The organism is Paraburkholderia hiiakae (assembly GCF_904848665.1).
GTDB classification, from domain to species: Bacteria; Pseudomonadota; Gammaproteobacteria; order Burkholderiales; family Burkholderiaceae; genus Paraburkholderia; species Paraburkholderia hiiakae.
Genome location: NZ_CAJHCQ010000004.1, coordinates 271,450 through 287,972 on the forward strand (window position 1 = coordinate 271,450; position 16,523 = coordinate 287,972).

At 64.3% G+C, this 16,523-nt stretch carries 15 protein-coding genes; 11 read left to right on the forward strand and 4 right to left on the reverse strand.

Annotated features, from left to right (window positions below):
- Window positions 1-56 precede the first annotated feature (56 nt).
- The 11 genes from JMY28_RS10455 to JMY28_RS10505 all read left to right on the forward strand — a co-directional run bounded on the left by JMY28_RS10455 (window position 57) and on the right by JMY28_RS10505 (window position 11,387).
- Complete coding sequence (locus JMY28_RS10455; RefSeq protein ID WP_201695821.1) at window positions 57-584, forward strand: Na+/H+ antiporter subunit E; 528 nt, start codon at window positions 57-59, stop codon at window positions 582-584.
- Entirely contained in the window at window positions 577-861 is a 285-nt protein-coding gene (locus JMY28_RS10460) for a monovalent cation/H+ antiporter complex subunit F (RefSeq protein ID WP_201695822.1), read from the forward strand. The genes JMY28_RS10455 and JMY28_RS10460 overlap by 8 nt, the downstream gene beginning before the upstream one ends.
- Complete coding sequence (locus JMY28_RS10465; RefSeq protein WP_201695823.1) at window positions 858-1,151, forward strand: monovalent cation/H(+) antiporter subunit G; 294 nt, start codon at window positions 858-860, stop codon at window positions 1,149-1,151. Before JMY28_RS10460 ends, JMY28_RS10465 begins: the two co-directional genes overlap by 4 nt.
- Entirely contained in the window at window positions 1,148-2,092 is a 945-nt protein-coding gene (locus tag JMY28_RS10470; protein ID WP_201695824.1) for a hydrogenase subunit MbhD domain-containing protein, read from the forward strand. The genes JMY28_RS10465 and JMY28_RS10470 overlap by 4 nt, the downstream gene beginning before the upstream one ends.
- The gene (locus JMY28_RS10475; RefSeq protein WP_133184712.1) at window positions 2,089-2,439 is read left to right on the forward strand and encodes an NADH-quinone oxidoreductase subunit K; all 351 of its coding nucleotides are present in this window, start codon (window positions 2,089-2,091) and stop codon (window positions 2,437-2,439) included. The genes JMY28_RS10470 and JMY28_RS10475 overlap by 4 nt, the downstream gene beginning before the upstream one ends.
- Entirely contained in the window at window positions 2,436-3,950 is a 1,515-nt protein-coding gene (locus JMY28_RS10480; RefSeq protein WP_201695825.1) for a complex I subunit 5 family protein, read from the forward strand. Before JMY28_RS10475 ends, JMY28_RS10480 begins: the two co-directional genes overlap by 4 nt.
- Window positions 3,947-5,587, forward strand: coding sequence for a proton-conducting transporter transmembrane domain-containing protein (locus JMY28_RS10485; RefSeq protein WP_201695826.1), 1,641 nt, complete (start codon window positions 3,947-3,949; stop codon window positions 5,585-5,587). Before JMY28_RS10480 ends, JMY28_RS10485 begins: the two co-directional genes overlap by 4 nt.
- A gap of 70 nt (window positions 5,588-5,657) precedes the next feature.
- Complete coding sequence (locus tag JMY28_RS10490) at window positions 5,658-7,124, forward strand: efflux transporter outer membrane subunit (RefSeq protein WP_201695827.1); 1,467 nt, start codon at window positions 5,658-5,660, stop codon at window positions 7,122-7,124.
- 16 nt (window positions 7,125-7,140) lie between these two features.
- Window positions 7,141-8,616, forward strand: coding sequence for a patatin-like phospholipase family protein (locus JMY28_RS10495; protein ID WP_201695828.1), 1,476 nt, complete (start codon window positions 7,141-7,143; stop codon window positions 8,614-8,616).
- A gap of 217 nt (window positions 8,617-8,833) precedes the next feature.
- The gene (locus JMY28_RS10500; RefSeq protein WP_201695829.1) at window positions 8,834-10,405 is read left to right on the forward strand and encodes an alpha/beta hydrolase; all 1,572 of its coding nucleotides are present in this window, start codon (window positions 8,834-8,836) and stop codon (window positions 10,403-10,405) included.
- A 187-nt stretch (window positions 10,406-10,592) separates the two neighbouring features.
- Complete coding sequence (locus tag JMY28_RS10505) at window positions 10,593-11,387, forward strand: hypothetical protein (protein WP_201695830.1); 795 nt, start codon at window positions 10,593-10,595, stop codon at window positions 11,385-11,387.
- Between the two features lie 176 nt (window positions 11,388-11,563).
- Here the strand turns inward: JMY28_RS10505 and JMY28_RS10510 are convergent, their stop codons facing one another.
- Genes JMY28_RS10510 through coxB form a run of 4 tightly spaced genes read right to left on the reverse strand, consistent with a single transcriptional unit; the run spans window position 11,564 to window position 16,495 of the window.
- Complete coding sequence (locus JMY28_RS10510; RefSeq protein WP_201695831.1) at window positions 11,564-12,889, reverse strand: ferredoxin reductase family protein; 1,326 nt, start codon at window positions 12,887-12,889, stop codon at window positions 11,564-11,566.
- Between the two features lie 50 nt (window positions 12,890-12,939).
- Window positions 12,940-13,278: a hypothetical protein gene (locus JMY28_RS10515; RefSeq protein WP_201695832.1), complete on the reverse strand. Its 339-nt coding sequence runs from the start codon at window positions 13,276-13,278 to the stop codon at window positions 12,940-12,942.
- Window positions 13,275-15,812 carry a cytochrome c oxidase subunit I gene (gene ctaD / locus JMY28_RS10520; protein ID WP_201695833.1) on the reverse strand — a complete coding sequence of 846 codons (2,538 nt, stop codon included), beginning with the start codon at window positions 15,810-15,812 and terminating at the stop codon, window positions 13,275-13,277. The genes JMY28_RS10515 and ctaD overlap by 4 nt, the downstream gene beginning before the upstream one ends.
- Window positions 15,809-16,495 carry a cytochrome c oxidase subunit II gene (gene coxB, locus JMY28_RS10525; protein WP_201695834.1) on the reverse strand — a complete coding sequence of 229 codons (687 nt, stop codon included), beginning with the start codon at window positions 16,493-16,495 and terminating at the stop codon, window positions 15,809-15,811. Before coxB ends, ctaD begins: the two co-directional genes overlap by 4 nt.
- Window positions 16,496-16,523 lie beyond the last annotated feature (28 nt).

The following is a 16,523-nucleotide window of genomic DNA, read 5'->3' on the forward strand; positions in this document are numbered from 1 at the left end:
CAGACGCCCGCCGTTTTCGCGCTGACCGGTTTTTCCATCAAGGAGGCGCATCTTCCATGAGCTCACCCACGCTCCGTGCTTTCCTGCTCGACTGGCGTTCGCACTGGCGCGTCGCGCTGGCACGCGCGGTTTGCTTTCTCGCGCTATGGATCATCCTGATGCCGAGCGTGAAGCCGGCCGATCTCGTCTGCGGCCTGATCGCGACGCTCGTCGCGACGCAGATGAGCCTGCGTCTCCTGCCGCCCGCCGCGGGAAAGGTGCGCCTCGGTGCTTTACTCGTCTTCGTGCCGCATTTTCTCTTGCAGTCGCTGCTCGCGGGCATCGACGTGGCGCGCCGCGCATTGGACCCGCGCCTGCCTTTGCGGCCCGGTATCGTGGTCTATCGTGTCGGTTTTCCGCCGGGAACGGCGCGCAACGGTTTTGCCATCATCACGAGCCTCTTGCCGGGGTCGCTTCCGGTCGACGAGACCGCGGACGGGCTCGTCTACCACTGCCTCGACACCTCGCAGCGGGTTGCCGAGCAACTGGCGGACGAAGAACGGCGCCTCGCGGGCGCGCTGGTCAGCGGTGAACGTCATGGCTGACGTGCTCATTGCCGTTTGCGCGCTGGTGCTGCTGATGGTGGCCGTGGGCTTGTTGACGGTGCTGCGCGGGCCCACGCGCGCCGACCGTATGATGGCCGCGCAACTGTTCGGTACGGGAGGGATCGCGGCCTTGCTGCTGGTCGGCACGGCAAGCGGCGTCGAGGCTGTCGTGGATGTCGCGTTGACGCTCGCCGTGCTTGCGGCATTCGCGTCGGTGGCCTTCGTCAAAGCCGATCGCCAGGCAGAAGGCGATATCGCGAAAGAGGACCGGAAATGAAAACCGCAGCCGATGTCTTCACGATCATTGCCATGCTGGCCGGCATTTTCTTCTTTGTGGCCGGTACGGCCGGGCTGTTGCGGTTCCCGGACACGTACACGCGGCTCCACGCGCTGACCAAGGCCGACAATCTAGGCTTGGGCATGGTGGTGCTGGGACTGGTGCCGCAGACCGGTCATATCGTGATCGCCCTCAAGCTGATCGTGGTCTGGCTGCTGGTGATGCTGACGTCGTCCGATGTGTCGCAGCTCATCGCGCGCGCCGCGCGTCGGCAGGAGGAGGGCAGATGATCTCCGCCATCTCCGTCGGCATCGGGATTCTGCTGCTGGCGCTTGCGCTCTGGACCGTCGTTGTGCGCGATACGTTCGCCGCGGTCGCCGGGTTCATCCCTTACGGTCTGCTGCTCACGCTGGCCTGGCTGGTACTGCGCGCTGTCGACGTCGCGTTGACCGAAGCGGCCATCGGTGCGGGCCTGACCGGCGCGCTGCTGATTCGCGCGGCGTCACGGCTGGAGGCAACCGAAGCGGCGGCCCAGGCCGAAACGCCGGGCCTCGCGATACGCGTCGCGGCAGGCGTGGCCGCCACGGCCGTCACAGTCGTGATTGCCGTTAGCCTGTTGAGCTTGCCGGACCCCGCTCCGACGCTCGCGCCCGAGGTGGCGCGACACATTGAGGCGACTGGCGTCGGCAACCCGATCACGGCCGTCCTGCTGTCGTTCCGCGCGATCGACACGCTGCTGGAAGCCATCGTGTTGCTGTTCGGCGTGGTCGGCGTCTGGTCGCTGGCGCCGGACCGCTGCTGGGGCGGCAGGCCGGGACTCGCGCAGATGGTCAGTCCCAACGACATTCTGGTGTATCTCGCGCGCGTATTGCCGCCGATAGGCGTCGTGATCGGCATCTACATTTTCTGGGTCGGCGCCGATCATCCGGGCGGCAAATTTCAGGGCGCCACGGTGATTGCCGCCATGTGGCTGCTCGTCATGATGTCCGGTCTGCGCGATGCGCCGCCGGTCAGCCGCCGCTGGCTGCGCGCCGTGCTGATCCTCGGGCCGGCGGTGTTCATCGCGCTTGGCCTGCTCGGTACCGTCATGGCGGGCGCGTTTCTGGCGTACCCCGATGGCTGGGCGAAGGTGTGGATCATCCTCATTGAAGCCGCGCTGCTGCCTTCGCTTGCCGTGACCCTGGTACTCCTGCTGGTCGGTCCACCCCAGCGGCCGGAGGTGAACGCATGAACGTCTCGCAGTTGTTCGGCTTGACCGCTGCGGCCCTCGTGGGTCTTGGCCTGTATGGCCTGATCGTCAACCCGCAGCCCTTGCGCAAGGTGCTGGCCTTCAACCTCACGGGCAACGGCGTTTTTCTGGCCTGTGCCGTGATCGCGCATCGAGGCGCTGGCGCCGGCATGTCCGGCGATCCAGTGCCGCAGGCGCTATTGATCACGGCGATTGTCGTGTCGTTCGCCGCTTCTGCGCTGGCAGTCGGACTCATGCTGCGCAGGTTCGCGGAAACGGGCTCGAATTCGCTTTCGGCGGACGGTGATGCGGCGTCGGGCGGGGCGCGCGCCAATACGGAGGCGAGGTGACAACGCTGGCGCTCACGGGGCAATCGACGCCGGGCGGCCTGCTGCTGGCGCTCGCCGTGTTGTTGCCTTTTGCCGGGATGCTCGCTGGGTTGGTGCTCGGAGGCCGCCACGCACAACGCGTGGCCTGGGTGACGATCGCCTTCGGTTTCGGCATGGTGCTGGAGATTGCGGCGAGACTCCTGGTCTCGGGCGACGCATTGCGCTATCTGCTGGGCGGCTGGGCGCCGCCGCTGGGCGTCATGCTCCGCGCCGACGGCCTCTCGGTGTGCATGATGCTGGTGGTCGCCGTGGTGGTGGGGGCGGTGGCGATTTACGCCAATGGCGACTTCGGCACGCCGTCCGGCACGAGCGAGACACGCGCGCCGCTGGCGTTCTGGCTGCTGCTGCTGGCGGTATGGGGAGCGCTCAATCTGGTGTTCGTGAGCGGAGACATCTTTACGCTCTACGTCGCGCTCGAACTGCTGACTTTTGCCGGTGTTCCCCTGGTGTCCCTCGATGGCCGCGCCGAAACGTTACAGGCCGCGTTGCGCTATCTGTTGTACGCGCTGATCGGCTCGATGCTTTATCTGCTGGGGGTTTTTCTGCTCTATGGCGCCTATGGCACGCTGGACATCGCGCTGCTTGCCGCGAGGGTCGGGGCGCAGCCGCTAGCCTGGACCGCGTTGGCCTTGATGACGGCCGGCATGCTCGCCAAAACCGCGCTGTTTCCGCTGCATCTGTGGTTGCCGCCTGCGCACGCGGGCGCGCCCGCCGCCGCGAGCGCGCTCTTGTCGGCCCTGGTCATCAAGGGATCGTGGTTCGTGGTGGTGCGGTTGTGGATCGACGTCTTCGCCGGCATCGTAAGCGGATCCTGCTCGCAACTGCTTGCGGGCCTGGGGGCGCTCGCGATCGTCTTCGGCAATGTGGTGGCGCTGCGCCAGGTGCGGCTGAAGCTCTTGATCGCTTACTCGACGGTCGCCCAGATCGGCTATCTGTTCCTGCTGTTCCCGCTTGCCGTGCAGCACGAAAGCGCCCGAGCCGTCACGGGCGGCCTGTTGCAGGCCGTATCGCACGCCAGCGCAAAAGCGGCCATGTTCCTCGCGGCCGGTCTGATCTATAGCACGCTGGGGCATGACCGTCTGGCCGACCTGCGTGGTGCCGCGCGCGCCTTGCCCATGACGCTGACGGCTTTCGCGCTGGCCGGCGCCACGTTGATCGGCCTGCCGCCTTCCGGCGGCTTTCTGGCCAAGTGGCTGCTGATGTCGGCGGCGCTCGCAACGGGGCAATGGTGGTGGGCGCTGGTGATGCTGGTCGGCGGCCTGCTCACGAGCGTCTACGTCTTCATGGTGGTGGTGCGCGCGATGGAGCCGGCCGCGCCCGGCTGGTCGCCGAAAAAGCAGGTGCCTCGTTACCAGCAGCTCGCCGTGCTGGGCCTCGCAACGTGTTCCTTCCTGCTTGGCCTCGCTGTGCTGCTGCCGGTCGACGTGGCCCAGATCGGCCGCACAGTGATGCCGCCAGCGGGGCTGCCATGAACCTCTCTCAAGCTCTGCTCGCCGCAGCGGTCGGGTTGCCGTTGCTGATGCTGCTGCTTTGCGCGTCGGCGCCTGTTCGAAGGCGGCTGCCTTCATGGTTCGCGATCGCTCCGCTGCCCGCGCTGGCCACGGCCGTCGGCGCCAGCCAGTGCGAAACCCTGACGCTCGGTCACAGCAGGTTCGCCCTGAGTTTCGCTCTCGATACGCCAGGCGCATTGTTGCTCGGCACGGCGGCGCTGCTGTGGCTCTTCGCCGGAATCTATGCCGCACGCTATGTACGCGGTCGCGAAGATATCGATGGGTTTGTCGTCTGCTGGTTCATGGCCTTGACCGGCAGCGTCGGCGTGTTTCTGACGGCCGATCTGATTGGCTTCTATCTGATGCTGGCGGTGTTGAGTGTCGGCGCCAGCGGGCTGGTGCTCCAGGGCGACGGGCCCGAAGCCCGCTACGCGGGCGCGCTCTATCTCGGCATTGCATTGCTGGCCGAGGCTTTCGTGCTGGGAGGATTGGTCCTGCTGGCACAGGCCACGCCTCACGGCAGCCTGCTAATTCGCGATGCGGCTGCGGCGTTGCCGGGCTCGCCGTCGCGTAGCGCCACGCTGCTATTGCTGCTGGTTGGCCTCGGCATGAAGGCCGGGATGGTGCCGCTGCATTTCTGGATGCCGCACGCCTATCGCGCTGCACCTGTTCCGGCGGCGGCGGTACTCAGCGGCGCGGTGGTCAAGGCCAGTGTGATCGCATTGGTTCGTTTTCTGCCACTGACTTTCAACGACGCATGGCCGCACTTTGGCATCCCTTTCGCGGCGCTGGGCATGTTCGGCGCGTTCTACGGCGTGGCGATCGGTATCACCCAGTCCCGGCCGAAAGTCGTGCTGGCGTACTCGAGCGTCAGCCAGATGGGCTTCCTGATGGCCGTGATCGGCATGGGGCTAGCCGCAGGCGACCCCGCGACCGTGGTGGCAGCCGCGTACTATGCCGCGCACCATCTGCTGGTCAAAGGCACGCTGTTTCTGGCTGTGGGCGTGGTCGCGTTGACGGGTGCCGGATCGTTGCGGTGGGTGCTGGTGCCCACGGCGGTCATCGCGCTCGGACTGGGCGGATTGCCGTTGACGGGTGGCGCACTGGCCAAATACGCGGCCAAGGACCTGCTGTCCGGCGATCTGGCCAGCTCGCTGGCTGCGGCGTCTTCAGCCGCGACCACGTTGCTGATGCTTCATTTCGTGCGCTGTCTGGGGGCCGTGGCCACGACCGATTCCAACGCGCGCGCTCCCGGGCCGCTCAGGGGGGCATGGCTGGCGATGGTCGTGGTCTCGCTGGCCGTTCCGTGGGTGTTGTATCTGCGTATCCCGGTAGGCTCGCTACCCGAGGCGCTGGCTCCTGCGGCGCTGTGGTCGGCACTCTGGCCGGTACTCGTTGGCGCGGCGCTCGCGGTAGGCTGGAGTCGATGGGGCAAGACGGTGCTGTCCGTGCCTGTGGGCGATGTAGGTGGCCTCCTGCGTGGACTGCAACGAGGCGGCGCGGGGGCCGCACGAATCGCTGTCTGTACCGATGCGTTCGTGCGCGGATGGGCCGTGTCCTGTCTGACGCTGTTGCTCGCGGCGCTGCTGTTCGGTGGCCTGCTCGCGGTGGCGGCGTGATGTGTGTGGCGCAAACGACCGCACCGCCTGCGCATACGGGACGCGGTTGCAGCAGAACCTGGAGTACGTCATGAGAACGCTGACGCGTGCTGCGATATTTGCCGCCGCTACCAGTTGCCTAGCCGGCTGCATTAGCGTGGGCCCCGATTACAGTCGCCCCGAGGTGGCGGTGCCGGCAACGTGGCGGGTCGATTTGCCCGAGGCTGAAGAAGTCGTGGACACGGCGTGGTGGGAGCAGTTCGACGATCCGGTGTTGAACGACCTGATTCAAACCGCACTGCAGGGCAATCTGGACGTGCGTATCGCCGCGGCGCGTATCGACCAGTTCATCGGCTTGTTGCGCGCTGCGCGCTCGCAGGGCCTCCCGCAGATCGGCTATGGCGCCAACGTGAGCCGCAACCGGACCAGCGAGGTCGGCATGCCGCCGCTGTCGCCGGTGCTCGATCCCGTATTCAATCTCTATCAGGGCATGCTGTCCGCTTCCTGGCAAATCGACCTGTTCGGCCGCGTGAGACGCCTGACCGAAGCCGCGCAGGCGCAGGTCTATGCCAGCGAGCAGGCCCAGCGGGGCGTCGTGCTTTCGCTGGTGACAGGCGTGGCGACCAGCTACATCACGCTGCGCGGGCTCGACCGGCAACTCGAAGTCGCGCGGGCCACGGCGGGTAACTTCGGCGAAACGCTGCGGATATTCGAGTTGCGCTACCGCGACGGCCTCGTTTCCCAGACGGAGCTTTCCCAGGTGCGCTCGCAGTACAAGCTGGCGCAATCCACGATACCGGCCATCGAGCAGCAGATCGCCATCGTGGAAAACGGCATCTCCATTCTGTCAGGTCGCAATCCTGGGCCGATTCCGCGCGGCAAGTCGGTGAGCGAGCTGGTGCTTCCCGTCATTCCGGCGGATCTGCCGTCGACATTGCTCGAGCGGCGGCCCGATATTCTGCAGGCCGAACAGAATCTGGTCTCCGCCAATGCGAATGTCGGCGCCACGCGCGCGCTTTACTACCCCACCATTTCGCTGACGGGGGCGCTGGGTTCGGTCAGCACGGCCTTCGGCGACTTCCTTTCTGGGCCCGCGTCGCTCTGGTCGATCGCGGCAGGACTGACCGGGCCGATCTTCACCTCAGGCGCCATTGAAGGCCAGGTGCAGTCGGCCGAGGCACAAAAGCGCCAGGCCGAACTGGTCTACCGGCAGACGGTGCTGGGCGCGTTCAACGACACCAACAACGCGCTGGTCAGTTCGCAGAAGACCATCGAGCAGACCGGGTTTCAGCAGCAGCGTGTCGATGCACTGCGCGAATATGCGCGATTCTCAAGGCTCAAGTTCGAAGACGGCCTGGTCGGCTATCTCGAAGTGCTGATATCCGAAAACGACCTGTTCTCGGCCGAGCTTGCCCTCGCCAACCTGCAGGCCTCGCGCTATAACCAGGTGATCAGCGTGTATCAGGCCATGGGCGGTGGCTGGGTGGATATCGCCGATTCGCATACGCCCGTGTCCCTGAGCGCCGACCGAAAGGGCAATGCCCCGCAGAGCAAGTGACACAGGCTTTAAAGACATGGTCGTGCGTTCGTGGAACTACGCCGTATTACTTGCCGCCACGTCGTTGCTATTGATCGGCGGCTGCGCGACACGGCCTGTGAACCCACCAATCATTCAGTACGACTCGCAGCAGCTGAGCCCGTTCGACCGGCTGGAAGGAAACAGGGGCGGCAGGCAGGACATGGTCATTCTCGCCTTTTCCGGTGGCGGAATGCGTGCGGCCGCGTTTTCATACGGAACGCTGGAGACGCTGCAGCGTATCGAAGTGACGGGCGCGACGGGCAAGAAGATCCGCTTGCTCGATGAAGTGGATCTGATCACCGGAGTCTCCGGCGGCAGCTTCACCGCGCTGGCGTACGGGCTTTACGGCAGGCATCTGTTCGACTTCTATGAGGACCGCTTTCTCAAGCGCAACGTGCAGGGCGAACTCATCGCCCGCATCCTGAATCCGGTGAACTGGCCCGCGCTGGCTTCCGCGCGCTGGAGCCGCTCCGAGCTTGCGGCGAAGCTGTATGACGAAGTCCTGTTCAACAATGCGACATTCGCCGAACTCGAGCGCAAGGGCGGCCCGATGATCGCCGTCAGCGCAACGGAACTGACGACGGGATCGCGCATCGTGTTTCTCCAGCAGAACTTCGACGTCCTGTGTGCGGAACTCGGTCCAGTCAAGCTTTCGCGTGCGGCGGCGGCATCCTCGGCGGTGCCGGTAGTGCTGGCTCCGATTACGATCAACAACTATGGCGGCACGTGCGGTTACGAGGAACCCAGCTGGAGTCAAGCGCTTGCCCAACCCGACAGGGTGCAGAGATCCGCGAGCCGTATTCTCAATCGACTGCAGGATTTGCGCGAAATCGTCGACGCGACCCAAAACCCCTATTTCCATCTCGTCGATGGCGGCATCTCCGACAATCTGGGGCTGAGGGGCGTGCTGGATTTCATCGGAACATTCGAGGCGCTCCACGAAGCCGGGCAACCCGCGCCGCTCGACAACGTACGCAGACTCATTATCTTCGTGGTGAACGCGGCGTCGTCTCCTTCGACCAGCTGGAACCTTTCGGAACGTCCTCCAGGCGCCATCAGGACGCTTGTCCAGGCAGTTGGCGTGCCGATCGACCGGTTTTCCAGCGAATCAGTCGAGCTATTGCAGGACATCAAGGCCCGATGGGCGCTGTTGCGCCAGATCCGCAACTCCGAGGCGTTCAGGGATAACAAGGATCCCAAGCTGGCGCGGGCCGTGGAAGCGCCCGATACCGATATCTATGTCGTCAACGTGTCATTTGACGCACTGGCCGACAAGGCCGAGCGGGACGGCCTGAATCAATTGCCGACTTCACTTGCGTTGCCGGATGAGGCAATCGATCGCTTGCGCAACGCGGCGAGCACGATCATCCTGGCGTCCCCGGAATTCCAGGCTGCACTCAAGGCTGCAGGTGCGCGAATTGTCGATCAACCTGAAACCATACCGGCGGACAAAAAGGCGAATGCGCCATAGCGCCGCCCAGCGCCCTGGACGGCGACTAACCGAAAGAAGTTCGAACGTTCCTTAACGGGGGGCAACTGAATATCACGATTTCACGGGCGGCCTATACTCCGATGGCGTGCTGGTGAACCGTCCGTCTGTTAGCAATGTGGTGCGCTAACCTGGTAGAGGGGAGAGGAATAAGTTCAAGGCCACTCTGCGTTTTGAAGTTGCTTCCAAGAGAAAACCAATGCTACGCACTTCGCTGAAGGTAATAAAAATATGCGTGTCGATTCTGGTCGTGCTTGCGTTGCTCGCACTGGGTTTGCGGGCGTGGTCTTCGCTGCGCGGCCCGGAACTCTCGGTCTGGCACACCTATGTGCCGCGCGAGATGACCGTCGAAGAAATAGACGCCGGCGACTGGAATGCGTACATGCGGGAGGAGTCGCGGCTTTTCGAGGATGTGCGCGTCAACGTCGTCGAAAAGATCAAAGCATCCGAGCGTGTCCCGTCGAACCGATACTACGAAGGCGCACCGATCTATCCAGAGCACTTCGCTCAGGACTGGAACCGCTCATACATCCTGGAGCCTTCAGGACCTCCGGTGGGTGCCGTGGTGCTGCTGCATGGCATGACGGACTCGCCGTACAGTTTGCGGCACATCGCGCGCAATTATCGTGACCGGGGCTTTGTCGCGATCGCCATCCGTTTGCCTGGACACGGTACCGTGCCTGCGGGACTAACCAACGTCACATGGCAAGAATGGGCCGCGGCAACGCGACTCGCGGTTCGCGAAGCGCGCCGGCGCGTGGGCCCGGACAAGCCGCTCGAACTAATCGGCTTCTCGAACGGCGGCGCACTTGCCCTGCAATATGCGATGGACGCCATCGAGAACCCCGCGCTCACGCGTCCCACCCGGCTCGTGCTCATTTCGCCGATGATCGGCGTCACCCGTTACGCGCGGTTTGCGGGCCTGGTGGGACTACCCGCGGTGTTGCCTGCGTTCGCGCGGGCCGCCTGGCTCGGCATCGTGCCGGAATTCAACCCCTTCAAATACAACTCGTTCCCGGTGAACGCAGCGCGTCAGTCCTGGCTGCTGACCAGCGCCATCCAGGAGCAGATGGCGAGGCTCGAGCGTGAGAATCGGTTGAAGTCGCTCCCTCCCGTACTGACGTTCCAGTCGGTTACTGATTTCACGGTCAGCACCCCTGCTGTCATGTCGTCGCTGTATGACAAGCTTCCCGAAAACGGCAGTGAAATCGTGTTGTTCGACGTGAACCGCAGCGTGAGCTTCAGAACCTTCCTGCGCGTCGCGTCCTATTCGGCGCTCACGCGGCTGCTGCGCATTGGGCCGCAGAACTATCGCACCACGGTCATTGCCAACGCGTCACAGGATTCGGCTCATACGGTCGAACGCAGTGTCGATGCCGGCAGCGTGGTCACTCGCGTTCGTCCTTTGGACATTGACTATCCGCCGGATATTTTTTCGTTATCGCATGTTGCGATTCCATTCCCCGTGACCGATGCGCTCTACGGTATCAAGCCGGGCGACGACGAAAACTTCAATGTCAACCTGGGTACGCTCGCGCCGCGCGGAGAACGCGGCACGTTGATTTTGACGCTCGACTCGATGTTCCGGATTGCATCGAATCCATTCTTCCCGTATCTCCTGCAACGCATCGACGAGGGCATCGGCGAGATGCCGCCTCCCGTTGTCAATTCACCCACGCGCACGCATGAGACCGCTGCCGGGAAGCCGGAGGATTCCGCAGAAGCGTTGAAGGAACTCGAGCAGACCGGCGATGATTACAGCGAGCCGTAAGCCGACGGCTGCAACAGCAAGTCGATTGCAAGGATCGACAGCATCCAGACACCGGGCCGGCCAACCTTGTTACCGAGCCCGGTTTGTCCGATGATACCGGCAGGGTGCGCCCCACCGGCCGGCCGGTGACGCACCCGTCCAGCACCAGCGCCTGCTGAGTGTTACGTCATACCCGGAGACGAGCACCGTGAACATTCCCCGATTGCTGCTTGGCAGCATCATGCTATTCGTGGTGGGCACGGTGTTGCAGCTGGTATGGCCGCTTGCGCAGGCGGCGTCCTATCACCACTTCGCGGATCAACGCGCGCTGGGCTTCATACCGCATGCCGCGGATGTGCTGTCGAATCTCGTCATTCTGGCGGCCGGGGTCGCGTGCCTCGACTGGGCGAAGCGAAATGCGGCGCGGCAGCCGCAGCCGCCAAAATTCCCCGGCATGGTAGTCGCCGGATTCGGGCTCGTGCTAACGGCAATCGGGTCGGCCTACTATCACTGGGCGCCTTCCGACGCGACGCTCGTCTGGGATCGCCTGCCGATGACGATCGTCTTCGCCGGCATACTTGCGATGCTCTGGACCTCGAACACCGGGCAGCGCGTGGGCTGGGTACCGTTGCTGATCATGGTTGCCGTGTCGCTAGGCACGATCGAGTACTGGCTCGCGCTCAACAGCCTGTGGCCGTACGCGATCCTGCAGTTCGGCGGGCTCATGTTCATCGTCGGGTTGACGCTCACGCGCAAGGTGGACAGCGTATTCGGCTGGACGATGGTGATCGTCTTCTACGGCGTGGCAAAGATCTTTGAGAGCCTTGACTGGCAGGTGTGGGAACTCACTCATCATGTGATCGCGGGGCATGCGCTGAAGCACGCATCGAGCGGCCTGGCCGGCGCCGCCTTGATTCTGGTGGCGAACGCGGCACCGCGCGTCGCGGTCGGCACGGTCCCACCGCAGCCGACAGCGATCAACCATTCCCGCACACCGCGCTGACATGTTCGGACTACAAAGTTTCCGATGACCGACGCCAGGACGGAGCCGGACACGAAGCGAAATACTAGTGCAGCGAAGCCACTCGCACGAGCGCGAACACGAAGGCAAGCACAACGACGATCACGCCCGTGGCAACGACCAGACGATCGGCTAGCAAGCGGCGCATGTTGGTTCTCCTACACGAAGCTGTAGCGCTCTGAATGATACCGGGCGATCGGTACCTTCATCTCGCCCAGCGCGGTTTCGATGGCGTCCATCATGACATCCGGCCCGCAAATGAAGTACTCGTGGTTCGTGTACTCGGGAGGCAGGTGACGCCTGAACAGGTCCGCGTCGATGCGGCCGGTTTCGCCGGTCCAGCCCGGGTGAGCATCCGAGAGCACATAGACGATTTTCAGGTCGAGCCGCGTCTTCAGCGCATCCAGCTCTTCGCGGAACGTCAGCGATTCCCAGTTCTTGCCACCGTAGAGCAGCACCAGCGGACGCTTGTCGCCGCGGTCGGCGAGCGTGCGGATCATGCTCATCATCGGCGTGATGCCGATGCCGCCTGCGATCAGCACGTGCATATCCGTTGGGTTGCCGATCGTGAATGCGCCATACGGGCCGTCGAGGTACACGCGCTGCCCGGTCGTGACCGTTTTGACAGCGCTCGTGAAGTCGCCGAGATTGCGGATCGTCATTTCGACGCGTCCGTCTGGCGCCTGGGCGCTCGACGAAAACGAGAACGGGTGCCCGGTGATGCGGAAGGGGCTCGCCCATAGCGTTAGCCAGCCAAACTGGCCCGGCTGGAAGCGAAATCCGGCGTGAGCTTCGGGCTGCATGACGAGCGTCGTGGTATCGCCGCGCTCCCTGCGCACCTCGACGACGCGATACGGCCTGCGCAGCATGTAGAGCGGCTTGACGATGCGCACATAGAGCAGCAACGCGATCCAGAAAATCGTCATGCCGATCCACAGGAACCGCTTGAGCGGATCGGTGAGGTAGAAGCCCCAGCCGACCATATGCAGCATGCCCGCGCCGATTGCGGTCAGCGCGAGCACGATATGTGACAGATGCCACGTTTCGTAGCGGATTTTCAGTTGCTTGCGCCACAGGGCGGTTACGACGAGCACGATGAGCGCGCCGATCGACAGCACCGCGAAGCGGGCGCCCCATGGGATATCCCAGATAGAGTCCGGCATCGCGAGCGATTCCGAGCGGATGGCGATCAGGATCAGAGGATGCGCCACGACGAGACCCACGGCCAGCAGCGAGACACGTCGGTGAAAGTGATAGATGACGTCCTCGCCCCACGGTTCGGTCACATGCCGAAAGCGTGCCGTGAGCCCGAATTGCAGCCCCATCATCGCAAGACCGGAATAGCCGAGCGCAACCGAGAACTCGGTGCCGAAATTGCGTGCGGGCGGCAGGTTGCCCGCGAGCAGCGCGAAAAGCGGGGCGAGAATGAAGAGCAGATAAATGGCCGACCAGATGGCTTTGCGCACGAGATCGCGAGAATTCATGAAACCCCCTCTACCCCGGGCCCTGCCTTCACAGCCTCGCTACGCGCTGCTCAGATACAGGTGGTGAGTAACAGCGCGGGCCCAAACGTGATGACGGTGGCGGCGAGAGCCGCGATCAAGGTCCAGATGACAACGGTGTGCAGGAATGTGCTGATCCGTTCGGGACCGGGGTCGCGCCTCGCGCCGGCACGATAGCGCCACAGCCAGCCGATCGCGACGAGGTGCGCGAGCAGCACGATCGCGAGGCTCAGGCGCAGCGGTCCCGCCGCCCAGCCGAACGCACAGCCGATTGCGTGAAGCGCGTAGAGGATCACGAGCGCGAGACACCAGATCGTGAAGCCGACGGCGAGCCACCAAAGACGCCGCGGCGGGAGCGGGGGCGCGTTCATGGCCGCGCTCCCAGCATTGCGACGAGTCCGGGCAATGCGAGCACAAGGCCGAGCGCGATGACCGCCGTCGCCGCCGTGTAGTCGAGCCACAAGCGCGACAAACGCAGGTCGGTCAACCGCCGCGGGGAGATGAAGCCCGCGCCGAAGCGCAGCAGGTTGCTGACGAGGAAGAGCAGACCGATGCCGGCATGCAGTGCGATGTAGGTGAGCAGCGCGGCGGCTGTGGCTCCGAGCGCATGCTCGCGCGGATTGGGCGTGACACCGGAGATCAGCGAGACGTCGGCGGCAAGCGCCACCAGGAGTGCCAGCGCGGCGAGTACGATCCAGCCGTGCGGTTTGCCACCCGCCGTGGTGGTGCGCAGCGAGCCGCGCGCTGCCGCCGCCGCAACGGCGAGCCCGACTACCGTGAGGAGTGCGAGCAAACGACTCGGCTGCGGCGTCACGGCAGCGGGCCAGTTCGGCGCGGCAATCCAGAGATAGAACGTGCCGAAGATCAGCGACGTGAACAGTGTGCCGTTCGCGACCAGTGCGCAGACGAGCGCAAGCCATTGTGGCGCGCTGGCCACTTCCGTATGCGGCGGCACGCTCACGCCATGGCCCACGGGCAGCGGACCATAATCGCGCGGCAATCCCGCGCGCTGTCCGGCGAAGACGAACATGCCGAACGTGACGAAGGCGAGGGCGGCCGATAGCAGGTAGAACTTGAACAGCATCGCGAGCACCGCGGCGCCAGTGACGAGTGCGGTGAAAAGCGGCAGATACGTCGCGTTCGGCAACACGATCAGCTGTTCAGGCTCACCCGACGTCATGTGTACGCCAAGCGTTTCCTGCCAGCCGTTGCGCGTAAAGCCGAGATAGCCTTCACCGCGCGCGAGCGATACGGCAAGCTGGCCCGGTCCGATACCGTCCGTCTGCGCGCCAATGCGCGGCAGCGAAGCAAACGCGTAGGGCGCGGGCGGGATCTGCATGGCCCATTCGAGCGTCGTCGAGTCCCACGGATTGCGCCGCACGCGTTTGCCGAAGCGCAGTTGCACGATGATGTCGATCGCCACCAGCGCGAAGCCGATCGTCATCACGAAGCCACCCACCGAAGACAGCAGGTTGAGCCAGTTCCAGCCTTCGTCGCCGCTATACGTGAAGATGCGCCGCGGCATGCCGAGCAGACCGGTCAGGTGCATCAGGAAGAAGGTCATGTTGAAGCCGATGAAGACAAGCCAGAAGGCGGGCAGCGAGAGCCTGTGCACGGCAGTGCGGCCGGTCAGCAGCGGGAGCCAGTAATAGAACGCCGCCAGCATCGGAAAGGCGAGGGCGCCGGCCACCACGTAGTGCATGTGAGCGACGACGAAATAGGTGTCGTGCGCTTGCCAGTCGAACGGCACGATGGCGAGCATCACGCCGGTGAGGCCGCCCGCCGTGAACACGAAGAAAAAGCCGAAGATGTACAGCATTGGCACATCCCAACGCGGCCGGCCGTGTGAGAGCGTGGCGAGCCACGCGAAGAACTGGATCGCGGTCGGCACCGCGACGATCGCAGAGCCCGCCGAGAAGAACGCCAGCGCCAGATGCGGAATGCCCACGGTGAACATGTGGTGCACCCAGATGCCGAAGCTCAGGAAAGCAAGCGCGATGATCGCAACGACAATGGTCCGGTAGCCGACGAGCGGATGCCTCGCGAACACGGGAATGATCGTCGACAGCACGCCCGCCATCGGCAGGAAAATGATGTAGACGTCCGGGTGGCCGAACAGCCAGAACAGGTGCTGCCAGAGCAGCGGATCGCCGCCGCGGCGCGGGTCGAAGAACGGCAGTCCGAACGCCCGCTCGACCTCGAGCATGATCGAGCCGAGGATCAGCGGGGGAAAGGCTACGATCATCATCATGGCCGTCACGAGGATGTACCACGCGAAGATCGGCATGCGGTCCAGCGACATGCCCGGCGCGCGCATCTTGAGGATCGAGACGACGATCTCCATCGCGAGCGAGAGCGCGGAGATTTCGACGAAGGTCACGCCGAGCAGCCAGACGTCGGCGTTGATGCCTGGCGTATACACGTTGGAGCTGAGCGGCGTGTACATGAACCAGCCGCCGTCGGGGGCGACATGCATGATGAGCGCCACGGTCAGGATCGTGCCGCCGAACAGGTAGCACCAGTAGCCGTAAGCGGTGAGCCGCGGAAAGGCGAAGTCGCGCGTGCCGAGGATCTTCGGCGTGATGTAGACCGCGAAGCTTTCCACCATGGGAATCGCGAACAGAAACAGCATCATCGAGCCATGCATCGTGAAGACCTGGTTGTAGGTCTCCGCGTCCATGAAGGCAGCGTGCGGGCTCGCGAGCTGCACGCGCGTCAGCATGCCGAGGATGCCCGCGATCGCAAAGAACACGAACGACGTGATCATCATGCGCATGCCGATCACGGTGTGGTTCACAGAGGCGAGCCGCTGCATACCGGGCCCCGTGGCCCATATGGCGGCAAGCTGGCGGTGCAGCCGCAGCGCGTTTACGCCCTGTGGCGGAGGCTCGACGGGTACGGTCATTTTTTTGCCTCCCCGGTGGCGGCCGCGCTTTTAAGAGCGGCGGAAAAGTCTTCAGGACGATCGACGATCACCGTGAAGTGCATTCCGGCATGGCCGAGTCCGCAGAACTGGTTGCACAGGCCTTCGTACTGGCCCGGCTGATCGGCCTCTACGCGCAGGCGCGTTTCATGCCCGGGGATCGCGTCGATCTTGCCGGCCAGGCGCGGGATCCAGAACGCATGCACGACGTCTTCGCTCGTGACGACGATGTCGACGGGCGTGCCTGCGGGCAGATGAAGCACGTTCTTCGTTTCGAGGCCGCCCGCATCGGGATAGCGGAAGGTCCAGTTCCATTGCTGCGCGATGGCCTCGATGCGTGGCACGGTGCGGCCCGGCAGCGGCAGCAGTCGTTCGCCGGCATAGAGCGCGTAGCCGATGAGGGGAATCAGGATCACGGCCGGCAACACGAGGCCGCCGAGCACGATCCAGCGCGCGGGCGACACCCCCGAGCCCCAACCCGGTCGCTGGATCACGAGGAAGAACAACACGAGCACGAGTGCGAACAGCACGGCCGCACCTGCCAGCATCACCCACCACAGTCCGGCAATAGAAGCCGCGGCGGGCCCGGAAGGCGAAAGCGTCGAGAGCGGACCGGCGCAAGCGGACAGCGCCGCGACCAATCCGGCTTGGACCGGGACACGCAAGGCACTATGATGGCTTGAACTATCGCGC

Coding starts and splice junctions, on each gene's coding strand:
- JMY28_RS10490 (WP_201695827.1), top strand. CDS start 5,658: ATGAGAACGCTGACGCGTGCTGCGATATTTGCCGCCGCTACCAGTTGC.
- JMY28_RS10465 (WP_201695823.1), top strand. CDS start 858: ATGAAAACCGCAGCCGATGTCTTCACGATCATTGCCATGCTGGCCGGC.
- JMY28_RS10515 (WP_201695832.1), bottom strand. CDS start 13,278: ATGAACGCGCCCCCGCTCCCGCCGCGGCGTCTTTGGTGGCTCGCCGTC.
- JMY28_RS10470 (WP_201695824.1), top strand. CDS start 1,148: ATGATCTCCGCCATCTCCGTCGGCATCGGGATTCTGCTGCTGGCGCTT.
- JMY28_RS10495 (WP_201695828.1), top strand. CDS start 7,141: ATGGTCGTGCGTTCGTGGAACTACGCCGTATTACTTGCCGCCACGTCG.
- JMY28_RS10460 (WP_201695822.1), top strand. CDS start 577: ATGGCTGACGTGCTCATTGCCGTTTGCGCGCTGGTGCTGCTGATGGTG.
- JMY28_RS10510 (WP_201695831.1), bottom strand. CDS start 12,889: ATGAATTCTCGCGATCTCGTGCGCAAAGCCATCTGGTCGGCCATTTAT.
- JMY28_RS10485 (WP_201695826.1), top strand. CDS start 3,947: ATGAACCTCTCTCAAGCTCTGCTCGCCGCAGCGGTCGGGTTGCCGTTG.
- JMY28_RS10455 (WP_201695821.1), top strand. CDS start 57: ATGAGCTCACCCACGCTCCGTGCTTTCCTGCTCGACTGGCGTTCGCAC.
- ctaD (WP_201695833.1), bottom strand. CDS start 15,812: ATGACCGTACCCGTCGAGCCTCCGCCACAGGGCGTAAACGCGCTGCGG.
- JMY28_RS10500 (WP_201695829.1), top strand. CDS start 8,834: ATGCTACGCACTTCGCTGAAGGTAATAAAAATATGCGTGTCGATTCTG.
- JMY28_RS10475 (WP_133184712.1), top strand. CDS start 2,089: ATGAACGTCTCGCAGTTGTTCGGCTTGACCGCTGCGGCCCTCGTGGGT.